20 protein-coding genes, 2 pseudogenes and 1 riboswitch are annotated in these 24931 nt (G+C 34.4%); of the genes and pseudogenes, 6 read left to right on the top strand and 16 right to left on the bottom strand.

Features of this window, described 5'->3' with window-relative positions; genetic code table 11:
• Positions 1-16: 16 nt before the first annotated feature.
• A riboswitch (purine riboswitch) is annotated at positions 17-118 on the top strand.
• 102 nt (positions 119-220) lie between these two features.
• A complete protein-coding gene (locus BED47_RS05115; RefSeq protein ID WP_069032722.1) occupies positions 221-808 on the top strand; it encodes a xanthine phosphoribosyltransferase in 588 nt (195 codons plus the stop codon).
• 58 nt (positions 809-866) lie between these two features.
• Here BED47_RS05115 and BED47_RS05110 read toward each other — a convergent pair.
• Positions 867-1223, bottom strand: a pseudogene (locus BED47_RS05110) (iron chelate uptake ABC transporter family permease subunit); the annotation flags it as partial.
• A pseudogene (locus tag BED47_RS05105) lies at positions 1214-1471 on the bottom strand (ATP-binding cassette domain-containing protein); the annotation flags it as partial. The pseudogenes BED47_RS05110 and BED47_RS05105, both read right to left, overlap by 10 nt.
• Before the next feature lie 202 nt (positions 1472-1673).
• Here BED47_RS05105 and BED47_RS05100 point away from each other — a divergent pair.
• Together BED47_RS05100 and BED47_RS05095 are read left to right on the top strand one after the other, a co-directional pair.
• Positions 1674-2723, top strand: coding sequence for an NAD(P)/FAD-dependent oxidoreductase (locus tag BED47_RS05100; protein ID WP_069032720.1), 1050 nt, complete (start codon positions 1674-1676; stop codon positions 2721-2723).
• A gap of 81 nt (positions 2724-2804) precedes the next feature.
• Positions 2805-3458 carry an HAD family hydrolase gene (locus BED47_RS05095; protein WP_439097767.1) on the top strand — a complete coding sequence of 218 codons (654 nt, stop codon included), beginning with the start codon at positions 2805-2807 and terminating at the stop codon, positions 3456-3458.
• 139 nt (positions 3459-3597) lie between these two features.
• On the opposite strand, the gene BED47_RS05090 is transcribed toward BED47_RS05095, so the two are convergent.
• The 3 genes from BED47_RS05090 to BED47_RS05080 form a co-directional block, all read right to left on the bottom strand.
• The gene (locus BED47_RS05090; protein WP_069032718.1) at positions 3598-4992 is read right to left on the bottom strand and encodes an amino acid permease; all 1395 of its coding nucleotides are present in this window, start codon (positions 4990-4992) and stop codon (positions 3598-3600) included.
• 154 nt (positions 4993-5146) lie between these two features.
• On the bottom strand, positions 5147-6451 hold the full coding sequence (gabT, locus tag BED47_RS05085; protein ID WP_069032717.1) for a 4-aminobutyrate--2-oxoglutarate transaminase: 1305 nt from the start codon (positions 6449-6451) through the stop codon (positions 5147-5149).
• A 225-nt stretch (positions 6452-6676) separates the two neighbouring features.
• Positions 6677-8098: an aldehyde dehydrogenase family protein gene (locus tag BED47_RS05080; RefSeq protein ID WP_084006775.1), complete on the bottom strand. Its 1422-nt coding sequence runs from the start codon at positions 8096-8098 to the stop codon at positions 6677-6679.
• Between the two features lie 449 nt (positions 8099-8547).
• Between BED47_RS05080 and BED47_RS05075 the strand changes: the two genes are divergently transcribed.
• Complete coding sequence (locus BED47_RS05075; RefSeq protein ID WP_069032715.1) at positions 8548-9558, top strand: LacI family DNA-binding transcriptional regulator; 1011 nt, start codon at positions 8548-8550, stop codon at positions 9556-9558.
• Positions 9559-9739: 181 nt separating this feature from the next.
• On the opposite strand, the gene BED47_RS05070 is transcribed toward BED47_RS05075, so the two are convergent.
• Positions 9740-10285: a hypothetical protein gene (locus tag BED47_RS05070; RefSeq protein WP_069032714.1), complete on the bottom strand. Its 546-nt coding sequence runs from the start codon at positions 10283-10285 to the stop codon at positions 9740-9742.
• Between the two features lie 312 nt (positions 10286-10597).
• Between BED47_RS05070 and BED47_RS05065 the strand changes: the two genes are divergently transcribed.
• Positions 10598-10948, top strand: a complete 351-nt coding sequence (locus BED47_RS05065; RefSeq protein ID WP_069032713.1) for a hypothetical protein — start codon at positions 10598-10600, stop codon at positions 10946-10948.
• 613 nt (positions 10949-11561) lie between these two features.
• Here the strand turns inward: BED47_RS05065 and BED47_RS05060 are convergent.
• From BED47_RS05060 to BED47_RS05035, 6 genes are all read right to left on the bottom strand, one after another.
• A complete protein-coding gene (locus BED47_RS05060) occupies positions 11562-12779 on the bottom strand; it encodes an acyl-CoA dehydrogenase family protein (RefSeq protein WP_069032712.1) in 1218 nt (405 codons plus the stop codon).
• A gap of 13 nt (positions 12780-12792) precedes the next feature.
• Positions 12793-13977: a CaiB/BaiF CoA transferase family protein gene (locus tag BED47_RS05055; protein ID WP_069032711.1), complete on the bottom strand. Its 1185-nt coding sequence runs from the start codon at positions 13975-13977 to the stop codon at positions 12793-12795.
• A gap of 111 nt (positions 13978-14088) precedes the next feature.
• Positions 14089-15546 (bottom strand): NAD-dependent succinate-semialdehyde dehydrogenase, encoded by a 1458-nt coding sequence (locus BED47_RS05050; RefSeq protein ID WP_069032710.1) that lies wholly within the window; start codon positions 15544-15546, stop codon positions 14089-14091.
• A complete protein-coding gene (gene gabT, locus BED47_RS05045) occupies positions 15543-16913 on the bottom strand; it encodes a 4-aminobutyrate--2-oxoglutarate transaminase (protein ID WP_069032709.1) in 1371 nt (456 codons plus the stop codon). The genes BED47_RS05050 and gabT (BED47_RS05045) overlap by 4 nt, the downstream gene beginning before the upstream one ends.
• Positions 16914-16995: 82 nt before the next feature.
• Entirely contained in the window at positions 16996-18366 is a 1371-nt protein-coding gene (locus BED47_RS05040; protein WP_069032708.1) for a putrescine aminotransferase, read from the bottom strand.
• A gap of 71 nt (positions 18367-18437) precedes the next feature.
• On the bottom strand, positions 18438-19931 hold the full coding sequence (locus tag BED47_RS05035) for an aldehyde dehydrogenase family protein (protein WP_069032707.1): 1494 nt from the start codon (positions 19929-19931) through the stop codon (positions 18438-18440).
• Positions 19932-20194: 263 nt separating this feature from the next.
• Between BED47_RS05035 and BED47_RS24330 the strand changes: the two genes are divergently transcribed.
• Positions 20195-20329 carry a hypothetical protein gene (locus BED47_RS24330; RefSeq protein ID WP_286143741.1) on the top strand — a complete coding sequence of 45 codons (135 nt, stop codon included), beginning with the start codon at positions 20195-20197 and terminating at the stop codon, positions 20327-20329.
• 23 nt (positions 20330-20352) lie between these two features.
• Here BED47_RS24330 and BED47_RS05030 read toward each other — a convergent pair whose 3' ends face one another.
• The 4 genes from BED47_RS05030 to BED47_RS05015 form a co-directional block, all read right to left on the bottom strand.
• Entirely contained in the window at positions 20353-22485 is a 2133-nt protein-coding gene (locus BED47_RS05030) for a sigma 54-interacting transcriptional regulator (RefSeq protein WP_069032706.1), read from the bottom strand.
• A 234-nt stretch (positions 22486-22719) separates the two neighbouring features.
• Complete coding sequence (locus tag BED47_RS05025; RefSeq protein ID WP_069032705.1) at positions 22720-22968, bottom strand: hypothetical protein; 249 nt, start codon at positions 22966-22968, stop codon at positions 22720-22722.
• Positions 22969-23133: 165 nt separating this feature from the next.
• Positions 23134-23418 carry an SAV0927 family protein gene (locus BED47_RS05020; RefSeq protein WP_069032704.1) on the bottom strand — a complete coding sequence of 95 codons (285 nt, stop codon included), beginning with the start codon at positions 23416-23418 and terminating at the stop codon, positions 23134-23136.
• 20 nt (positions 23419-23438) lie between these two features.
• Positions 23439-24737 (bottom strand): Glu/Leu/Phe/Val family dehydrogenase, encoded by a 1299-nt coding sequence (locus tag BED47_RS05015; protein ID WP_069032703.1) that lies wholly within the window; start codon positions 24735-24737, stop codon positions 23439-23441.
• Positions 24738-24931: the final 194 nt, after the last annotated feature.

Raw genomic sequence — 24931 nt, 5'->3', positions numbered from 1 at the left:
AACATGTTATAGTTTCATTAAAATTATAAATTTCACTCGTATAATAGTGAGGATATGGCTCACAAGTTTCTACCGGTTAACCGTAAATTTACCGACTATGAGTGGTAACACATCAGACATTTTAGCTCTAGCGAATCAAAGACTCAAAATGTGTTACTTCACTCATTTTTACAGTGAAGTACATGTTTTGAGTTTTTTGTTTAGATTAAGGGGGATCATTATGGAATTATTACTAAAAAAAATTGAACAAGAAGGAATCGTTTTAGCAAATGATGTATTAAAAGTGGATGCTTTCTTAAATCATCAAATGGATCCTGTTTTAATGAAAGAAATTGGAGAAGAATTTGCGCGTTTATTTTCTGAAGAAAAAATAACAAAGGTAGTTACTATAGAATCTTCAGGTATCGGACCTGGGCTAATGACAGCACTTGCTTTAAATGTCCCTCTAGTTTTTGCACGTAAGAAAAAGTCGATCACAATGCAGCAAGATATTTATACTGCTAAAGTATATTCATTTACAAAAAAAGAAGAAAATGAAATTTCAATTTCTCATAAATGGTTAGAAGAAGGCGATAAAGTTTTAATAATAGACGACTTCTTAGCAAACGGACAGGCAGCTCTTGGATTACTTTCAATCATGGAACAAGCGAAGGCAGAAACAATTGGATTTGGAATCGTAATTGAAAAATCATTCCAAGATGGCGGAAAGATTCTACGTGATCGTGGTTATCGAGTTGAATCTCTTGCTCGTATTCAATCTTTAAAAGACGGACAAATTAAATACTTCAATGAAGAATTAACTGTTTAAACATAAAAAAGACATTGTATGAACGATTTGAGTTGTTCACAATGTCTTTTTCTCTTAATTAAGCCTTTTTTAAAATTAAATATACAAAGTAAGGTCCACCGATTAAGGCTACTATAATCCCTGCTGGTATTCCTTCTGGATCGACTAAGTTTCTTCCGATTATGTCGGCAACTAATAGTAATAATCCACCAATTAATATTGCAATGGGTATATATAATTGATTTCTTGGGCCAACTAAACTCTTAGCAATATGTGGTGCCATTAATCCGATAAACGCAATTCCTCCTGTTACTGAAACAGCAGATGCTGCTAATGCAACTGCTGCTAACATTAAAACAATTCTTTCCTTTTCTAATGAGACCCCTACCCCGATTGCAACAGGCTCATTTAAATTAAGAAGGTTTAAGGTGTTTGAGGAAGAATCGCCATTTTTTTAGCTAGTATTTTAGTATTCTTTGAAGCAATGTTTTCTCCATCTAAAATAATCGTTCCGGATTGATGAGAGATTATTCTTGTAACCGCCTTCAAAAGAGTCGATTTACCGCAACCATTTGAACCGATGATTGTTGTAATTTGTTTATCCGGAATTTTTATATTAAGGTCTTTTACAAGAGAACGATCACCATAACCAATGGTCAATTCATTAGTATATAACCGAACCATAAACGGACCTCCATTCATTTAATATTCAAACTGTTAATGATAATGATAATTATTATCAATTAATGTTACTAGGTTAATATAAGTCCATTTACTAATATTGTCAATATTAATTTTTAGTGAAATCATTGAAAAATTCTCATAAATGGTTTATATTTTACTGAGAATGATAATCAATGACAGAATCTTCTGGAGTGAGAACATAATGAATATGAACGATCTTTATGATGTAACAGTAATCGGAGGAGGTCCTGCTGGACTTTACTCTGCCTTTTATAGTGGTTTACGAGAAATGAAAACAAAAATTATAGAATTTCAATCTGAATTAGGCGGTAAAGTTCATTGTTATCCTGAAAAGGTGATTTGGGATGTTGGAGGACAACCACCAATCCCTGGCGAGAGATTTATCGGACAAATTGTTCAGCAAGGATTAACGTTTGATCCGACTGTTGTGTTAAATGAAAAAGTAGACACAATCACTCGTGACGATAATGGCATTTTTGTTTTACATACAGCTTCAGGCCAAATACATTATTCTAAAACAGTTATTGTTGCAGTTGGAAGCGGTATATTAAACCCAACAAAACTTCAAATAGATGGTGCAGAAAGATTCGAGGTTTCAAATTTAAACTATACAGTAAAATCACTTAAACATTTCCAAAATAAAACTGTAATCGTTTCTGGTGGTGGTAACTCTGCAATTGATTGGGCTAATGAGTTAGAGCCAATTGCTAAGAAAGTTTATTTAACTTACCGAAAAGATGCACTAAAAGGTCATGAAGCACAAGTCTCCCAATTAATGAATAGTTCAGTTGAATGTCTTTTCAATACATCTATTACGAAACTAATTGCTGGTGAAAACCATGAAGAAATAGAAAAGGTTGAACTGACAAATAATGAAACTGGTGAAGTATCTCATTTGGCAATTGATGAAGTAATCATAAACCACGGTTATGAACAAGATACTTCTTTATTAAATAACAGTGAAATAAAAGTAGAAATGATTCAAGATTTCTATATTAAAGGGAATACAACGAGTGAAACTTCGATTGAAGGGATTTACGCAGCTGGAGATATTCTTATGCATGAAGGAAAGTTGCAATTAATTGCTGGTGCATTTCAAGATGCCGCAAATGCTGTTAATAAAGCGAAGCAATATATTCAACCAGAAGCTAGTGGATCAGCAATGGTTTCATCTCATAATGAGGTATTTAAACAACGAAATCGTGATTTAATTAAACAGATGATGAACTAAAAAACAACATCTCTTTTTTCATGTTAAACTATAGGAAACTTATGTAGATTAGACTGAGAGTGGTTTATATGAATTTAAAGTATAAATAAATGTATCATTTTAGATCATGATGATACTGCCGTAATGAGTACACCTGGAATTCACTATCCATCCTTTGTAGAAGCAATTAAAAAACTTCGTCCAAATGATGAACCTATTACTTTTGAAGAGTTTGTTGGATATTGCTTTGAACCTGGGTTTCATTCTTTATGTACAGACATAATGAAATTCAATGAAGCTGAAATGATCGTTCAACAAGAAATTTGGCAAAGCTATACTTCATCCTCAATCCCCGACTTTTACGAGAAATTTCCTGAAACAATAAAGGGGTTTAAAGATCGGGGCGGTATTATAACCGTAGTATCTCATTCTGAGAGAAGCAGAATTGAACGAGATTACTTGCAGCACTGCGGTTTTATCCCAGATGCAGTCTTTGGATGGGAACTGCCTGAGCATCAAAGAAAACCATTTCCTTATCCGATTAAAGAAATATTGAGACGTTTTAACTTAAAAGAATCAGACGCATTGATGTTAGATGACCTTAAGCCAGGTTTGGAAATGGCTAAATCCTGTCACGTAGACTTCGCAGCTGCAGGTTGGTCACATGCCATTCCTGAAATTAAACAACAAATGAAAAATGAATCAAAGTTTTATTTTGAAACGATAGATGAATTTAGCAAATTTTTACTAGGTTAAAACAAAAAACACAACACTCTTAAAAATGACTCATCATTTTTAAGAGTGTTGTGTTAGTTTTAAGGAAATTTTTGAATTTTCTAATGTAATTAATTAGAAGCGCTTTCATAACAATTACAGTTTTTGTTTCTTTTTATCATCAACTAGGTATATTAGTCCGCCTGCTGTTTGTATCAACTTCTTCTTTTTTTCCAATTTTAAAAATAAAGAAGGAAGAAATCACTAAAACTGTAATTAATGAAGTTAAATAGAACTGAGAGCGAAGATCATCCATAAAGTACATCGAAAAATAGATGACGATCATCGCTAGTATAGTAATGTAAGTAACATATGGGAAACCCCACATTTTTAATCGTAACACTTTTCCCGTTTTCTCAGCTTGTCTTCGCTTTATTACATGCGATACTGCAATAACAATATACACTAGAAGCGCAATTGAACCTGATGCATTCAAGAGAAATGAAAAGAGTTTATCAGGTGAAATAAAGTTAAAAATTGCAGCTAAGAAGGCGAAAGCTGAACTTGCCCATACTGCCCAATACGGTGATCCACCTTTATTTACTTTTGTAAAGATTCTCGGAGCACTTCCTTGCTGCGCCAAAGAATAAAGCATTCTAGAATTCGTATAAAGTGCTGAATTCAAACAAGAGAGTACTGAAAAAAGTACAACCACCTTCATGATTGTTCCAGCTCCTGGAATCCCTAAATTGTTAAGCAACGTTACATATGGGCTACTTAATGATTTTGCATCGTCCCAAGGCATTAATAAAACTAAAATAGATACTGACCCAATGTAGAACAATGCTACACGCCAAACAACAGTATTAATGGCAGTAACAACAGATTTTTGAGGATCTTTTGATTCACCAGCAGCAATTGCTGCAATTTCAGACCCAAAGAAAGCAAACATAACTGTCATAAAACCACCTAATATTGCGCTTATACCTTTCGGAAAAAATCCGCCATGCTGTGTTAAATTTGATAATCCCGGAGACTGAATCGTAGGGATTAATTTGAATAAAATTGCAAGACCTAATATCATAAACGCTGAGATCGCCACTACCTTTGTAATGGCAAACCAATATTCAAACTCTCCAAATGTTTTCACTGATAAAATATTGGTAAGTGTAAGTACAAATGTAAGAATTAAAGCCCATCCCCATAATGGGATACTTGGGAACCATGAATTCATTATATTTGCACCTGCAATCGCTTCAATTGCAATTGTAATTAACCAGAAAAACCAATACAACCAACCAATCGTGTATCCTGCCCAAGGGCCAATCGACTCTTTTGCATACGTTGAAAACGAACCACTTACTGGGTTCTCAGCAGCCATTTCTCCTAACATTCTCATAAGGAGTGCAACTAATAATCCCGCTATTACATAAGCAACAATTGCTGAAGGACCCGCACTATGAATAACATTCCCACTACCTACGAATAAACCTGCCCCTATAATTCCACCAATTGAAATCATTTGAATATGACGGTGTTTTAGATTTTGTTGTAAACCATTGTGTTGTTTCTCCATATTCACCCTATCCTTTTTTTTCGTTAATATAAAAATATTTATAAAAACCTTGCAGTAAAAGACTCGAGCAAGTCCTATTAATCTACACATTTGGACGTTACTTTTAAAAAGTTTGAACAGATGAAAATCTTTAAATGATCAGTTTCAACAAAATTTAGCAGTTAGATAATACGTTTTCTAGAATAGCAAGACCTTCGTTTAACTCATTTTCTGTAATCACTAGTGGACTTAAAAAGCGAATAATATTTCCATCTAAACCTGCAGTAAGTAATAAAAGCCCAGCTTCATTTGCAGCTTTTGCAATTTTTGTAGTAAGATCTTTATTCGGTGTTTTTAATTTTTGATCCGTTACAATCTCTACTGCACACATTGCTCCTAGACGACGGAATTCTCCAATGAAGTTATACTCTAATTGCCACTTTCTCACACGGCTTTCAAGTACCTCTCCAATCCATTCTGCTTTTTCACACAATTTTTCTTCTTCAATGACTTCTAAAACTGCCAATGCGGCTTCACACGCAAGTGGATTTCCACAATAGGTTCCACCTAATTCACCCGGATCTGCTATATCCATTATTTCTGCTTTTCCAATAACAGCACTTAGTGGCATACCACCTGCGATAGATTTAGAAGCTGTCATAAGATCAGCTGCAACTTCGAAATGCTCCATCGCAAATAATTTTCCTGTTCTTGCGAATCCAGTTTGAATTTCATCTGCCACCATTACAATGCCATGTTTTGAACAAAATTCACGAACGTGTTTTACAAATGATTTTGGCGGTATTACAAATCCACCTTCTCCTTGAATCGGCTCCATGACAATACATGCTACAGTCTCTGGTGCTACAGTTGCTATAAAAAATTGATTAAACTGTGCAATAACATCTGCTTCGTATTGCTCATCAGTCATACCGTCTGGCTTACGGTACATATATGGATATGGTGCTTGATAAACTTCAGGTGCAAAAGGACCAAAACCAAGTTTATATGGTTTTACTTTGCTCGTCATTGTCATCGTCATTAAAGTACGTCCGTGAAATCCACGAGTAAATGTGACAACTGCTTGGCGTTTTGTATATTTCCTTGCGATTTTCACGGCATTCTCTACTGCTTCAGCACCACTGTTTAATAAAATAGCTTTTTTTGCAAAATCTCCTGGAGTTGCTTCACACAATCTTTCACAAATTTCAATGTATGACGGATACATAACGACATTGAAGCCAGGATGAATGATTTTTTCTGCTTGTTCTTGTATGGCTGCTACTACTTTTGGGTGTGAATGCCCTACGTTAATGGTTCCTATAGCTGCACCGAAGTCAATAAACTTATTACCTTCTAAATCATATAATGTAGCTCCCTTGCCTTTTACAGCAACTGCTCGATTTCCATTGCTAACGCCTTTTACAACGTATTTATCTCGCTTTTCTTGCCATTCTTTTGTGGATAGTTGCTTAATCATTATTTGATTCCTCCGTTTTTATAAAAATTTTTCTACGATGTTTGTTTTTTCAATCACTGAATTAATTACGAGCTAATCATAGTAATATGTATAACTTCCTATTTGCTCATTTCAACTTCCAGTATGAGAAACCTATAAACAGTTAAAAACGTGTACCGTCTAAAAAACCGATAAAGCTAAACGGTACACATAAAAATGAAAACAATTTTAAATGATGTCTAAAATTTATCCTTTGTGCCAAATAACGAGTTTCATTTCCGTCATCTCTTCAATTGCATACTTCAATCCTTCACGTCCTGTACCACTTTCTTTTACGCCTCCATATGGCATTTGATCAACACGGAACGTAGGTACATCATTAATAACTACGCCTCCTACATGCAGATCGTCTGCTGCTTTTAGTGCATTAACAACACTATTAGTGTAAATTCCAGCTTGCAGTCCATATCGGGAATCATTTACAGCATCAATTGCTTCTTCAACCGAAGATACTTTACAAATTGAAACAATTGGAGCAAAAACTTCGTTACATGATACTTTCATGTTATTTGTTACATCTAAAATAACTGTAGGTTCAAGAATATTCCCTACCGTTTTGCCACCTGTTGCAATGGTCGCACCCTGCGCTTTTGCTTCTTCGATCCAGCTTAAAGCACGGTCCAAGTCATTCGATGAAATAAGAGATGAAACATAAGTTTCAGGATCTAAAGGATCACCTAGTTTGAGTTCGCTAGCACTTTTTGCAAACTGCGAAACAAATTCATCATAGATTTTTTCGTGTACATATATACGTTGTAAAGAGATGCAGACTTGCCCTTGGTTTGAAAATGCGCCCATTAAGCAGCGATCAATAGCCTTTGTTACATCGATATCCTCATCAATGATTAATGCCGCATTTGATCCTAGTTCAAGTGTTGTTTTCTTAAGCCCCGCTTTTGCTCGAAGTGCAATTCCAACTGAGGAACTTCCTGTAAAAGTCACCATACTAACTAGATCACTTTCTACAATGGCGTCACCTACAACTCTTCCTGGTCCTGTAACAACATTTAATACGCCATCCGGTAGACCAGCTTTTTTGAACAAATCTGCTATAAAAAATGCAGAAAGTGGTGTTTGTGAAGCTGGCTTTAATACCACGGTATTCCCTGCAGCAATAGCTGGTCCCACTTTATGCGCCACTAAATTCATCGGAAAATTAAATGGAGTAATTGCACCAATAACTCCAATTGGATTACGAATGGTGTAGCCTATTTTTCCAACTCCACCAACCGCTGCATCAAAAGGAATTGTTTCTCCATGAATTCGTTTTGCTTCCTCTGATGCAAATTTGTATGTTTCAATCGTTCTTATTACTTCTGCTTTGGCGAAAATCAGTGGTTTAGCCGACTCGAGAGAAATTACCTTTGCAGCTTCTTCTAAATTTTCTTCAAGAAGTTGCGAAACTTTCTCTAAAATTGCTGCTCGTTGATGAGCAGGCATTTTGGCCATTACTTCTTTAGAATCATAAGCAACTTGAATTGCATTCTGAGTTTGTAGTTTATTCGCAATAGCAATATCTGCAATTTTTTCTTGTGAATAAGGAGAAAGCAAATCTGAATAATTTTCTGTTTCCACATCTTGTCCGTTAATCCAAATATTCTTTTTCATGTTTCCCTCCATAACTTATGAATACGTATTAATAATAAGCTTCATTTTTAATAATTGTCAAACAATTTTTATTTTTTAGCATTTTATAAATATTTAATCAACATCTATAAAACTTCTCTATATTCTCTAACGAGTTGTGCTTAATGATGGTTATATGTTGGATCTAGTAAGTTATTATAAAAATTTATCAACAAGTATCTAAACTACGTAATTATTACACACTTATTCAAATTCCTATGAATACGTATACAAAAATTTCGTTAATTTGCACAAAACTTCTAATCTAATTCGATTTTATTTGTTATAATATAAATAGTCACTTGAAAATTCCAAAAATTATGTTGTTTTGGGAGTAACAAGATTTAGAACATCTGCCGTATTCATTGTTTTTTTAATTATTTTAACTATTATTTTTAAATTTTATATTATATGAACTTGGAGTGATTTATTTGGTTTCTTCACACGATGTTGCGAGGCTAGCCGGCGTCTCTCAAGCTACTGTTTCTCGTGTATTAAATGGGTCTAAAAATATTAGACAATCAACGGTAGAAAAAGTAGAGAGAGCCATTAAAGAATTAAACTATCATCCGAATTTGAATGCTAGAAATCTCGTAAAAAAGAAAACCAATATGATTGCGTTAATCACAGGACATACTCATGATCCTTTTTACGAAGAATCTACTCGGGGAATTGTATCGATTGCAGCAAAAAAAGGATATAACGTACTCGTATTTTTCAATAAAATAGATAACGATAATATGCTTTATAACCAAGTATTAAGCGCCCCTGTTGATGGAATCATAATGTCTTCTATTTTAATGAATGATTCAATTTTTCCCGTTTTAGAAAGTTTGGAAGGCAAACCATATGTGACCTTCAATCGGAAGCATTCGTGTGGGACAAACTATTTTGAGATTGATAACGTAAAAGCCGGCGAACTAATAACAAATCATATGATCGAATTAGGTCATAAAAATCTAGCGTATATAGGTGGCCCGCTACAAGCATCTACTTTTCACGGTCGTTTAGAAGGGTTTAAAAAAGAGGCTAATAGACAAAAAATAGCAGTTCGTGATGATTGGATAAAAACGACCGATACAACTATAGAATCCATCGTCCAAGCCTGTAAGGAGTTATTTTCAGGTATTGAATTTCCAACAGCCATAGTCGCTGCGACGGATGCTATTGCATTAATTTGCTTAGATTTCCTACTTAATAAAGGCTTTAAAATACCGGAAGATATCAGCATTGGTGCAATTGATAATATCGAGTTTTCTGCCCATGCATCTATTCAATTAACAACAGTGGGAACTCATTTAAGTCAGTCTCTAGGAAATCTGGCTATGGAACATCTAATTAATTTGATTGAAAATAAAAACAAACAATTAAATTCCGTAACAACTACAATCACACCTCATTTAATTGTTCGACGATCTACTGGAAACCCTAGAATAAAATAGATTTTAAATTTAAAACTATTTTAACAAGTAAATTGAGACGTGTATAACTCACGTCTCCTGTTTCCGCTCCATACTATTACGATAAAACAAAAAGGATTGTCCCCTGTTCAGTACAGAGTCCAATCCTCTTTAGCAGTATAAAACTATTTGTCTAACTTTTTCGCTTCACTTTAAATGTGCTTTACTTCCACACCGTCATATACTTTTTTCGATATTTTAGATCCTCTTCTGTTCCAATCAATTCTAAAGCCTTTTGTTTAATCTCTTCATTCTTAACCGCGTCATAAAGGTTTCTCATACATTGAATAATATCGTATCGAATTAATGTATAGTTCTTCTCTTCTTTGCAATTTAAATAACGATTTTCTAGATGTTCAAGGACGATTGCTCGTTGTTCTGGACCAGCTAAGCCTACTCTCCATATTGACTGTAAAGTGTGTCTTGCGGTAACGAATTTTGGATCATATGTAACTTGCCAAATTTCTGGAAAATCATTTAGCATTCTCTTCTCTGGATCGCTGATCGCTAAATTTGAGAGAAATTGTGCAGCTCTTGACCTTTTGTGATTTCCTTTATGCGTTAGATCCGATTTTAATCGATCCCATACTTCATATGACCAATCCACTTTCTCTTTTGTAACGGAAATAATGTAGTTAAAGGCTTCGAATTGCAAATTCTTGTCTGTTGATTCAAGGTTTTCGAAATAAGTTTGTACTTGTTGATCCATATACGTACCTCTTTGAGAATAGTAAATAATTCTTTTATCTAGATGATATCATTCCCTAGCATTTACTTGCTATGAAAAAAAATTATCTTATCGTTTAATTTTTTACGATTTTTACTAATACTAAGCATACCCATTATAAGTCAGTATACTTAAAATCACGATAATTGTTGCATTATCTATTTAATTAAACGTTTGTTTAGTTTTTAAAATAAGTGGTTTGGGTAAAAAGTACAACGATATATTAATAATTAAATTAAACTAAATGAACGATTTTCAATCCCGGATCGTATAAGAATTAAGGAGGGATTTTTTATGAAAACAATATTATTTGAAGAACACAAATTAATTATTACACTTTCTAGTTTCGAAACAATATTAGGGTTAAAACATTCAATAGAAGTTCCGTATAGTGATATCAGTGATGTTTCTCTTGAGGACATACATGAATTTCTTTGGAAAATATACGGTACACACTTAGGCGCATCTAAATATGGACATTTTAAAAAAGACGGAGTGAATTATTTTATTGCTACAAGTACTAATAAGGGAAATTTAGTTTTAACTTTAAATAACCACAAATACGATAAAATCATTTTAGAACTAGATCACGTTGATGATGTTTTACAGCAAATACAAAATACGTTACGTACTTATGTTAAATAACTTAAATAAGACTGTCTTTAAAGGACAGTCTTATTTAAGTGTGTTGAAATATAAAATGATCAATACGGAAAACGGGCATCAAATTGAACTTTATGATGACATTTTCATTTTTCGGATGATTTATTAATGGTTTTTAAATGTTAATATTTTGAGCAATTTCATGATTCCAATAAACACTAGTCATGATTTTTTTCAGAAGTTAAAAATATTATGTGCTAATTTTTAGAAAAACAAATTCAGTTAATTAGTTTAATTAAAGTTCGATATTAGTTGACCTACAACCTTATTAATACACAACATTAGGATACTCTAAGTAAAGGCTATTTGATTAGGATTTATTGCAGACTTTTTTTGATGATTAAGTTGATTGGAGCGGAGGGGTGCTCGACTCCTATGGGATAAGCGGGAAGGCTGAGACCCCGCAGGCCTGCCGAGGAGGCTAAAGAATCTCGCCCCATGGAAAGCGAGCATCCTGTAGTGGAAATCAACATCACTCTACTCCTTTATGAAAATTTGGTAAGTTAATTACAAGGTTGTTTTTCAACAGCATGAAATAAGACTGTCTTTAAAAGACAGTCTTATTACTAGTATATATTTAATCTAAAATTCAATTTTAAGACTTTACCGCTTCAACCGTAACTTCTTCAAACGGCCAAGCTGGAAGCATTTTTCTTAACACTTTATCTTCTCTATATCCAAGGTCATATTCAGCTTGCATAATTGTGTGAATTTCTCTTGTTCCTTCGTAGATAACAGGTGCTTTTGAGTTTCTTAAGTATCGTTCTACCGGGAATTCGTTTGAGAATCCATATGCACCATGAATTTGAACTGCATCATTTGCTGCTTCGTTTGCAGCATTACAAGAAATCCATTTTGCTAGTGATGTTTCTCTTGTATTTCTCTTTCCATTATTTTTTAACCAACCAGCCTTATAAACTAATAAACGTGAGATTTCAAGGTTTGATGACATTTTCGCGATCATTTGTTGTACTAATTGATGTTTACCAATTTCTTTACCGAATGTTTTTCGCTCATTACAGTATTTTACGCTCGCTTCAAGTGATGCCTGGATTAATCCGCAAGCACCAGCTGCAACGGTGAATCGTCCATTATCAAGCGCAGACATTGCAATTTTAAACCCTTCACCTTCAAAACCTAGTAAGTTTTCAGCTGGGACTCTTACATCATCTAAAAATACTTCACCAGTATTCCCTGCTCTAATTCCCATTTTTCCTTTGATCGCTTTTGTGGAAACGCCTTCAAAAGTACGTTCTACGATAAAACAAGAAATTCCATGGTGCTTTAAGTCATGATTTGTTTTCGCAAAAATTAAGAAATGATCAGCTACATCACATAAAGAAATCCATGTTTTTGATCCGTTTAAGATGTAACTATCTCCATCTTTTACAGCTGTTGTTGCCATTGCAACTACATCTGATCCTGCATTTGGCTCTGTTAATCCAAACGCACCAATTTTCTTTCCTTGTGCTTGAGGAATAAGATACTTTTTCTTTTGTTCTTCAGTTCCCCATTGAAGTAATGTCATGCTATTTAAACCAGTATGTACTGAAACAGCAGTACGGAAAGCAGTATCCCCGCGTTCTAATTCCTCACATACAATCGCTAATGTGTTATAATCCATTCCTACTCCACCATACTGTTCTGGAATACATACACCCATTAGTTGTAAATCTGCAAGTCGTTTTAGTATATTAGCTTCAAAATGTCCTTTTTCATCCCATTCTTTTATAAAAGGGATAATTTCTTTGTCTACAAATGACCTGACAACTTTCCTTACACTAATTTGTTCCTCTGATAATGAAAAATCCATTCCTATTTCCTCCTTAAATTGTTTTATTTCGTTTCATTTCTTCTATTTCAATTCGGGAATATCCTAGGCTACTTACTATTTCTTCTGTATGCTCACCATGTAAAGGTGGGTGTCTTAATACTTCAATTGGTGTTTTTGATAATTTTAACGGTGATCCGACTAATTTTAGATCTTTTATAAAAGGATGGTTTACATCTAACACCATTTCTCTTGATTTAGCTTGTTCAGACTGTAGAGCTTCACTCACATTATTTATTGGGCCATTTGGAATTCCTATTTGATCTAATAATTGTTTCCACTCATTTTTACTTTTCATCATCAACTTATCTTGAATTAATTTCTCTATTTGCTTTCGATGCTGTAAACGGCCAGTATTTGTCTTAAATTTTTCATCTAATAAGTCTGGTTCATCAATTAGTAAAGCAAACCTCTTAAATTGTTCATCATTACCTACCGCTACGACTAATTCACCGTCACTAGCAGTAAAGACTTGATATGGAACGATATTTGGGTGTTGATTCCCCATTCGTTCAGGAACAGTTCCACTACATAAATAGTTACTAGCTACATTTACTAAAGCAGCTAGCTGAGAGTCAAACAATGAAATATCGATTTCCTGACCTTCTCCTGTACGATCTCGATTCTGAAGTGATGCAAGAATTCCAATACATGTAAATAGACCAGTTAAAACATCCGAAATGGCTACACCTACTTTTGTTGGCTCTGCCTCTTTCTCACCAGTAATGCTCATTAATCCAGACATCGCTTGGATGATATAATCATATCCTGGTAAACTTGAATTCGGTCCTTCACTACCAAACCCACTAATGGACGCCAGTATTATGTCTTCCTTTACTTTTTTCAAATCCTCATACCCAAAACCTAGTTTTGTCATTGTTCCAGGTTTGAAATTTTGAACAACTACATCAGCCTCTGAAACTAGTTTTTTTAAAATTTCTTTTCCTTGCTCACTTTTTAAGTTTAGTGTTATGCCTTTTTTATTGCGGTTCGCACATAAATAATAAGCGCTTTCACCTTCAACGAAAGGTGGCCCCCATCCCCTTGTTTCATCGCCATTATTTATACTTTCTACTTTTATAATCTCTGCTCCTAAATCCCCAAGGATCATCGTACAAAAGGGTCCGGCTAGTACTCTTGTTAAATCAATGATTTTTATTCCATGTAATGCACCTGGCAATTTTTCCACCTCTATTAATCTAGTTAATAAGCCAGTAAAACGATCAATCACAATAGTTGAATTGAATGTTTAACTGGCTTACAACTGCGCTTTGTATTAACAGTAGATTTATTAGATGTCTAACCCAATTGATATATATTTAACTTCTAAAAATTCTTCAATTCCAAAATGACCGCCTTCTCTTCCAAGACCGCTCTCTTTATAGCCGCCAAATGGAACTTGTACAGCAGAAGGTGTGCCATCGTTTAGTCCAATAATTCCGTACTCAAGTGCTTCTGTAACGCGGAAAGAACGACTTAAGTTTTCCGTATACACATATGCAGCTAGACCGTAATTTGAATTATTTGCTCTCTCAATTACTTCTTCTTCGGTTTTAAACGTAGTAATTGGTGCAAGCGGACCAAATATTTCTTCCTTCATACACGCCATTTCATCCGTAATACCCGTTAAAATAGTTGGTGCATAATAATATCCATTTTCCTCTGAAGGTTTATTCCCACTATATACGATTTTTCCACCATTATTAGTAGCGTCTTCAACTAGCGTTTTTACCTTTTCTAAAGCTGCATCATCAATTAGTGGACCAACATCAATTCCTTCTTCTAAGCCGTTACCCACTTTTAATTTTTCTAGCTCTTTTGTAAATAACGCTGTAAATTCTTCAGCTACACTTTCCTGTACATAAATACGATTTGTACAAATACAAGTTTGACCTGCATTACGGAATTTTGACTGAACTAAGCCAACCGCTGCTTTTGATAAATTAGCATCATCCATGACAATAAATGGTGCATTTCCACCAAGCTCTAGCGAAACCTTTTTGACATTCTCTGCTGCTCCTACCATTAGCGTTTTGCCAACTTCAGTAGAGCCAGTGAATGTAATCTTTGTTACTCTCGGATCTTTTAGCCATACATCGCCAATTTCAGAAGACTTACCAGTAACGACATTAATTACACCTTTTGGAATTCCTGCTTCATGAGCAAGCTCCGCAAGTTTTAATGCTGTTAAAGGTGTTTGAGTAGCTGGTTTAATAACCGTTGTACAGCCAGCAGCAAGTGCAGGAGCAACTTTTCTTGTAATCATAGCTGCCGGGAAATTCCAAGGAGTAATTGCTGCTACAACTCCTACAGGTTCTTTCCTAACTAGAATTCGTTTATTAGGTTGTGATGCAGGAATTGTTTCTCCATATACACGTTTGCCTTCTTCTGCATACCAAGAAATAAAACCATTTGCATAAACAGTCTCACCTAACGCTTCTTTTAATGGTTTACCTTGCTCAATTGTCATTAATTTAGCAATTTCATCTTTCTTTTCATCAATAAGACGATACCAATTCATTAATAAATGATATCTTTCTTCTGCTGTCTTTTTTGACCAAGTTTTAAATGCTGTATGAGCAGCATCAACAGCTAATTTAGCTTCATAAGTTCCACCCGTTGGAATAGCCCCTACAACTGCACCAGTTGCAGGATTTGTAACCTTCGTATAATATTCATGATCGTTCCCAACCCATGCACCATCTATATACATTGGGTAGACTTCATATTTCTCTTTAATTTGGCTCATGAGTTTACCTCCAATTGTAATTCTGGTAGTAATACCGCTTCAATTGACTCCCTTAAAATATCTAGTCCCTCTTCAAGTTGTTCATCCGTAATCGTTAATGGCATTAACAAACGAATAACATTGCCGAAGATACCTGCGCTTAGCAACATTAAACCTCTATTGTTAGCTTCTTTTACAATCTTTCCAACTGTCACTTTATCTGGTGTTTTATCTTTCTTATTTGTTACAATCTCCATCGCACACATTGCGCCAATTCCGCGAATATCACCTATTTGTTCAAACTGTTTAGCCCACCCACGCATTTTCTCATTAACTTTTTCGCCAATTACAACAGCTCGTTCATTTAATTCTTCTTCTTCAATGATATCGAGTACTGCTAATGCTGCACGGCATCCAAGTGGACTACCAGAGTATGTTCCGCCTATTTCTCCCGCATCAGAAGCTTCCATTATTTCTTTTCTACCGATAACGCCACTAATAGGTACTCCTGCACCCATTGATTTTGAAATTGTAATTAGATCAGGCTCAACTCCAAAGTGCTCAATTGCAAAATATTTACCTGTTCTAGCAAAACCAGTTTGAATCTCATCTGCTACAAATAATATTCCATATTGAGTACAGATTTCTCTAACCCTTTTTACAAAATCAAGATCAGGAACAATAAAGCCACCTTCACCTTGGATTGGTTCCATGACGACTGCAGCGATCGTTTCTGGTGCAACCTCTGCAATCAAAAACTGTTCAAATTGTTCAATGATAAATTTACTATATTCTTTTTCATCCATTTGATCTGGACGACGGTAAACATATGGATATGGTGCTTTATATACTTCAGGAGCAAATGGTCCAAATCCATATTTGTATGGCTTAACTTTACTTGTCATCGTCATTGTCATTAAAGTTCGACCATGGAATCCTCTAGTAAAAGAAATGGTTCCTTGACGCTTTGTATACTTTCTTGCAATTTTCACTGCATTTTCAACAGCTTCTGCTCCACTATTAAAAAATGCAACTTGTTTATCAAACTCACCAGGAGAAAGATCGGCTAGTCTTTCTGCAAGTTGAATATAAGATTCATACATCATGACATTAAAGCCTGTATGAATATAATCACCGGATTGAGCTTGAAGCGCTCTTACAACTCTAGGATGGGAATGTCCTACATTTAACGTTCCAATTGCACCTGCAAAATCAATAAATGTATTACCATCAATATCCTCAACAAGTGCACCCTTTGCTTTTTTTACAAACGCTTCACTATTATTACTAATCCCTTTTGGAACCACTATATTTCTTCTAGCAAGTAACTCTTGTGATTTTGGTCCTGGAATTGAAGTTTGGATTTTAACGAATTTTCGATCTGCCATAATTGCACCATCCTATCTATAACGATTATTGTCTGTAATGAAAGCATGCCATGAATTTTAAAGTCATGACATGCTAAAAGTATTAAACTTCAATAGTAGATAAAATTTCTTTAAATGCATTTACTACAGTATCAACTTCTTCATAGCTAATTTTTAAAGAAGGCTCGATACGAATTGTTTTTGAGTTAATTAATGTACCAGCAACTAGGATTCCTTTATCAAACATTCCTTTAGAAACTTCATAGCCGATTTCATCTTGATGGAACTCAATTCCAATCATTAAACCTTGACCACGAATTTCTAGAACTTTATCTTCATGTCCTTTTGCTGCTTCTTTTAATTGATCTAAGAAGTAAGCCCCAACTACTTCTGCTCTTTCAGGTAATTTTTCTTCAAGAAGCACACTGATTGTAGCAATAGCAGCTGCACATGCTAATGGATTTCCACCAAATGTTGTTGTATGCATAAATGGATTTGGGAACCAGCTTTTGAATACTTCTTCTTTTGCAACTACTGCTCCAGCCGGCATAACTCCGCCGCCAAATGCTTTAGCAAGACAAATAATGTCCGGAACTACTTCATATAAATCAGCAGCAAACATTTTACCAGTACGTCCCATACCTGTTTGAACTTCGTCAAAAATTAATAGAGCTCCGTACTCATCACATAGTTCACGAACTTCTTTTAAGTAGTTTGGAGGAGGAAGAATAATTCCACCTTCACCTTGAATTGGCTCAAGTATAACTGCTGCAACATCTTCGCCTACTAAAGAGCAAGTTTCAAATGTTTTTCTCATCATATCAATGTCACCAAATGGAACATGACGGAATCCAGGAATTAACGGTAAAAACGGTTTACGGAACATTCCTTTTGCAGTACCAGATAAAGAACCTAAGCTTTTTCCGTGGAATGCACGTGTAGTTGAAATGAATGTACTGCGCTCACTATACATTTTTGCAAGCTTTAATGCTGCTTCTACACTTTCAGTACCACTGTTTGTAAAGAACGAGAATTTTAAATCACCAGGTGTAATCTCTGCTAAAATTTTAGCAAGCATTGCACGTAATGGATCTAATAAATCTTGGCTATGAAGTGCCTGTCTTTTTAACTGATCTGTAACTGCTTTGATAACTTTTGGATGACGGTGCCCAACATTATAAATTCCAAATCCGCCTAAACAATCAATATACTCTTTACCATTTACGTCTTTAAAGCAAGATCCGCTATCAGACCATTCAACAGATGCAAATTGACCGCCTTCTGTAACAGTTTTGCGGTAAGCAAGGAAACCTGGGTTTACATGCTCTCTAAAACCATCAACTGTTTCCTTTGTAATCCATGCAGCATCTTCTTCTGTAACAGTCTCTTTTTCTATTAAACTTAAAACCTTATTAATGTACTCAGTTACGTTTTTTTCTCCACTTTTTAATTCGTTTTTTAAATTGATACTCATTTTGTTCACTCCTATAGTCGTTTTATCTATTTTTTTATTTCCTATATGTCTCTTCTTATAACTGCCTAAAATTAATCTGCAAACCATCCAATTGGTTCAACTTGTAAGTTAATGTTAATTTGCTTAATTTCTTGGAATTCTTCTAGCCCAAATGTACCTAGACTACGTCCAACACCGCTTTGTTTGTAGCCACCCCATGGAGCTTCATTGTATGTTGGGTGGTATGAGTTAATCCAAGTAATGCCTGAACGTAACTTTTTGATCACTCTTAAAGCTTTCGCTCCATCTTTACTAAATACTGCACCTGCTAAACCATAAACAGTTCCATTTCCTAGTTTTATTGCTTCTTCTTCGGTTTTAAACTTTTGAATACATACAACAGGTCCAAAAATTTCTTCTTGAACGATACGCATATTTTGTTCAACATCTACAAAAACAGTCGGTTCAACAAAGTAACCTTTTTCTAAACCATTTTTTTCAATGCGATTTCCACCACAAGCAACTCTTGCGCCTTCTTCTTTACCAATTTGTATATAACTTAAAACTTTTTCTAAATGCTCTTTGCTTACAAGTGGACCCATTTCTGTTTCAGGAGCATCTCCAGGACCTACTTTAATTTTCTCAGCACGCTCTACAAATCGCTCAACAAAGCGATCGTAAATTGATTCTTCAACTAAAATTCTTGATCCAGATGAGCAAACCTGGCCTGAACCTGCATAAATTCCGAATAGAGCATAATCTACAGCCGTTTCAAAATCTGCATCTGCAAAAATGATGTTTGGAGATTTCCCGCCAAGCTCAAGCGATACTTTTTTCATCGTATCGGCAGCTGTTTTCATAATATGTTTACCTGTTTTTGTTCCACCTGTGAATGAAACCATATCTACATCAGGATTTGAAGCGATTTCATTTCCAACTACTGGACCTGCACCCATCACCATGTTTGCTACACCGTGTGGAAGACCAACCTCTTCAAAAATCTCAAATAATTTCTTCGGCGTAACTGGTGTAACTTCTGATGGTTTGTAAACAACTGTATTACCTGCCGCTAATGCTGGAGCAAGCTTCCAAACACTCATTAATAATGGGTAGTTCCACGGAACAATTAATCCACATACACCAATTGGTTCACGAACAACCATCGCTTGCATAGGATCTGCTACATGATAAGTAAACCCATCCGGCTTTGTAATTAACCCCGCATAATAACGGAAGCACGCTGCTGCATCAGCTACATCGTAGCCAGCTTCACGGTTTGGTTTTCCATTATCTAACGTTTCAAGTTTCGTTAATTCTTCTTGGTACTCTTCTATTTTGTCTGCAATTTTAAATAAGTAAGTTGCTCTTTCTTGAGCAGATAAATCAGACCATCTTCCATCATTGAATGCTTTACGAGCAACATCAATTGCCTCTTTCGCATCTTCAACCGTTCCTTCTGGAGCATATGCAATGATTTCTCCATTTGCTGGGTTAATAACAGGGCGTTTTTCATGATTGCTAGAATCTTTCCATTCGCCATTAATAAACATCTTTAAATCAATTGTTTTAAATTGAACATCGACCATTGTATATAAACCCTCCTTAATTACTTTACAATTTATTAGATTGCAAGAACTGTGCCAACTTTATTACACCTATTTATAAGGGTTTCCCTTCAATCTCCTGTAGATTATTATTCAATTTTGCATAACACTATTACACTTTGCATAATCTTTGAAACTCGTTAAAATTCCGCGATCATTAAACGTTTTTAAAACTATTTCTGTAAACCGACATATTAAGAAAATTCATTGCATAGGCTAGAACACCATGAAAGGAGGAAGATATTATGTTGCTTGCAGGAACATGCATTGCAGTTGGACTCATCATCATATTCATGGCTATTAGTCTCTCGAGGGATCAAGTTAGTATGACTGAAGTAATTGATAGTAATGTTGAAAATATAGGGGATTTAGAGAAATAAAAAAACGCACTCTGTGCGTTTTTTTATTTAAATGACATAAAGTCACTATTCATATTTTTTTCATTCATTATTTTCTGATACTTACGACTAACCGAGGACTGACTAATACCTAAAACCTGTGCAGCCTTCGTTGTTGTTTTATATTGCTTCATCGCAAGCATGATAAGTTGCTCCTCAACATAATCAATCGCTTCTTGGAGAGGAATAACTTTATTAATGACTGGTTTAGATTTATTAAAGTCATAGCTATTTGGTAAAAATTGATTAACATCTTCTGCATTAATAATTTGATCTTCAGCAGAGACAACTAATCTTTCTATGATGTTTTGAAGTTCTCTGACATTACCTGGCCATGAATAAAATTCTAATACGTTAATTGCATCTGGTGTAAGATGAAAACTCTTATTATATTTTTCATTTAATTGCTGCAAGAAATGGAAAGCTAATAATGAGATATCTTCATTTCGTTCTCTTAACGGTGGAATATTTAAAGGTATAACATTTAAGCGATAATATAAATCCTCCCTAAATGTACGTTCTTCAACCATTTTTTCTAATCTTTTATTTGTAGCAGCAATAATTTGAACATTCACTTTAACTGGTTTTGTACTTCCAACCGGAATTACCTCTTGCTCTTGAAGGACTCTAAGCAATTTAACTTGTAAATGTAGTGGCATTTCACCAATTTCATCTAAAAATAAAACGCCTTCATCTGCTTGCTTAAAATAGCCGTCCTTATTTTGATCTGCTCCTGTAAACGCTCCTTTAATATAGCCAAAAAGCTCACTTTCCAGAAGATTTTCAGGTATTGCACCACAATTTAGCTTTAGAAATGGTTTTGAAGAACGATTTCCTAACTGATGGATCGCCTGTGCAATGACTTCCTTTCCTACCCCGGACTCTCCATGTAGTAATACAGTGGAAGAAAAATCTGCAATCTTTTTTGCTTGATTAAGAATTTGCTCCATTTTAGGGCTACAATAAATCAGTCTTTTAACAAAACGATCTTTGCTTTTAATATCTTCAAGTTCTTTTTTATATTGCTCAGAAATCTTTTTCATTTCTTTTAATTCAGTTTTAAGGCGTGAAGTTTCCGTAATATCTCTAGATGCAATAATAATACGTTCAATCTCCATATTCTCGTCAAAAACCGGATTTCCTACAGCAAGTACTTTACGTCCATTTATTGTTTCTTGAACGATCGATACTTTTTTCTTCTTTTCTAAAACTAACTTTGTAACTGATGGTGTAAAAAGTCCCTGGTTTCCAAATTCTAAGATACTCTTCCCAAGTAATTCCTTTAAATCTACATTCCAAAATCCAGGAATTATATTCTCACTGTAACGAATTAGTTCTCCTTTACGGTTTACAACAAGGATTTCATCATAAATACTCGATAAAATAGCATTCAAATCTTTATTTAAATCCTTTACGTATTCAATTTCAGAGGCCATTTCTTCAACCATTGGGAGATCTTGTACAACAATAATTACTCCTTCAACCTCGTTATCAACGAAGATTGGGCTATAATCGACAAGAACACCTATATCATCATTTATTTGGATTTGATTAAGAATTGTTTTACCTGTATCAAATACAATTTCAACTTGTTCACCGCTAAAAATAGTTTCTGCTTTTGTATTAATTACTTTTTCGGATGTTGATTTAATCATTTTCAACCCAGCATCATTGCAATTTACAATTACTTTATTTTTATCTACTACAAATGTTCCCATTGGTATCGATGTTAAAATGCTCTTTAATAAATCCACACTTTTATTTTCTTGTTTGAAAAGCTCCGCTAATATATCTTCGCGAAGTATGTAACCTATTGGCATGTCTTCATCTTCTTTTACAATTGAGATCGGTTCACCAATAATTTGAAATAGATCCGTTAATGAAATTTGCTCACTTAAGCGATATACACTAGTAATTGATTGAGAAAGGCTAGTAATCTTTGAGATTGCTATATCTTTCTTTTTATTACTACTTTGAGTAATATTATTTAATTGAACATAACCAACAATCTGATTTTGCTTACGTAAGAATAAAAAGGGTTCATTTATATTGGATAAATCAATTTCATCATTTTCTTTAAATTGATCGATATCTATTGTGATGACTGGTCTTATTTGTTTCTCATTTATTGATAACATTACTTTCCCCCCTTATGTCTAAACCATTATACATTCCTATTTTAGCAGAATTTTTATATTTATCATAAAAATCAAAAATTATAATTTGCTAATCTATTTCACAAAAACAAAAAGAAAGGGCAGTCTCTTAAGTCTATTCGACCAGAGACACCCCTTTATTTGTTAGAAAAGAGAACGCGTTAATTGAATCAAAGTTGTTATTTGTAGATCCTAGAAATCTTAATCACACTTTACTCAATCGCTAGCGGTAACAAACAAATCTTCTTTAACATACGCAAGAACCATTCCAGGAACTATTTTGTCTCCTTTTGAGACCTCCAATGAAACAACTTCGCCACTTATTCCTTGATGAATAACTTTTGTAATTCCATCTGTAGTTTTAATAAAGAATAAAGGCTCCCATTCATAAATTCTTGAATCTTTCTGAATAGCAGTCTCTTCAACTGTTCCATGGTAGTCACTGACAATGACTCCATAATACATAAAGCTCACTCCTTTTTTTGCACATTAAGAATGTAATATTTGTAGCGAAGAAAGTGTCTCGACTTAGTTACAAATTTTAGTAATTTAGATTATTTGCAACTTCACCCACGTCTTCGTCTTTAAGCTTGCCAATCAGCGATCCTACTTTAAAAATAATTCCTGATATTATAGCTCACAGATGTGTTTTGATGGTAAAACCATGCTAAAGAAATTTTGGATTTCAGAAATATCCTCTTCAGCTATACCTAATTTAGGAGCCCAATAATGTTCAGAATGAATATCTTCTAAACATAATAATGCCATTTTACTAGATTGAATTGATGTAACCATTGATTTTCCATAAAAGTGGTTTGAAAAGGCAATTGATAAATCATATCGATTGTTCTGCGTTAATAAACAATAATGGTGTACAAGCTGTTTTTCCGTTGATTCAGAAATAATATCAATCATTCTAGATCTCTCCTTTTGTTTTAGTATTTTACCCAACCTCTCAAGCGACAAGCTTCAGCGATTTTACGAATTCCTTCGATATAAGCTGCTATTTTCATGTTTACATTATATTTTTGTGATGTTTTATAAACTTTTAAAAAGCTATCTGTCATTTTTTCTTTTAATCTCTCATCTACAGTACTCTCAGTCCAATAATAACCTTGCATATTTTGACACCATTCAAAATATGAAACAACAACTCCACCTGAGTTAGCTAAAATATCGGGAACGACTAAAATCTCTTTTTGATCAAGAATTTCTAGGGCTTCTTTAGTAGTCGGTCCATTCGCTGCTTCAACAACAATCTTACATTTCAATTTATCCGCATTACGGTTGTTAATAACTCCACTTATTGCTGCTGGAATTAAAACATCACATTCTTTTTCTAATAACTCTTGATTCGATATCGCATTTTTAAATAGGTTAGAAACAACTCCAAATGAATCGCGATTGTCTAATAGATATGGAATGTCTAAGCCTTTTGGATCATAGACTGCTCCGAGTACATCTGAAACCCCAACAACTTTTGCTCCAGCTTCATGCAAGTATTGTGCTAGGTAACTACCAACATTTCCAAATCCTTGAATAATGACCTTCATATTTTTAATCTCGATTTTCTGTATTTCACTAATTAACTCGAGAGCATAAAATACTCCTTTTGAAGTTGCCGTCTCACGACCTACTGAACCCCCTAAAGTTAGAGGTTTACCAGTAATAAAGCTTGGTGAATCAAACTCTCTAATATGGTCATATTCATCTAGCATCCAAGCCATTACTTGTGCGTTTGTATACATATCAGGTGCAGGAATATCTTTAGTAGGTCCCACAATTTGGCTTACAGCTCTTACATAACCTCTACTTAATTTTTCTAACTCATTCATACTTAATAGTCTTGGGTCACAAACAACTCCACCTTTTGCTCCCCCATAAGGTAAATCAGTAATACTACACTTTAAGCTCATCCATCCAGCTAATGCTTTTACTTCCTCTGGCGTTACATCAGGATGAAATCTGATTCCCCCTTTTGTAGGTCCTAATGCATCGTTATGTTGAGCTCGATATCCTTGAAATACCTTTGTCTCACCATTATCCATTTGAACGGGAATACTAAATTCTAAAAATCGCATTGGTGTTTTAAGGAATTCAAATACTTGACTCGGATAGTTCATTATTCCGATTGCTTCATTTAATGTTTCTCTAAACTCCTGAAGGGAATCATCTATTTCTAACTGTTCACTACTCTTTTCATTTTGTTCTACTTTAGCTAAATTTGAGCTCATTTTACACACCTCATTAGTTATTTTAAAAATTTAATAGCAATTCCTGTGCCAACTTGAATTCAAATCATTATTTTGTGAAGTGATAAAATAGACAAAAGCTTATTAGAGAGGCAATTACAAGACCTTCGTATATTTTTTTGAACGAAACTTTTTAGTGTTTTTCCTTCAATGACCTATTCAATCATTTAGTGAAA

It is taken from the genome of Gottfriedia luciferensis, assembly GCF_001712755.1.
In the GTDB taxonomy this organism is placed as follows: Bacteria; Bacillota; Bacilli; order Bacillales; family Bacillaceae_G; genus Gottfriedia; species Gottfriedia luciferensis_B.
The sequence above is the reverse complement of the archived record's forward strand: the minus strand, read 5'-3'. Positions and strand labels throughout refer to the sequence as shown.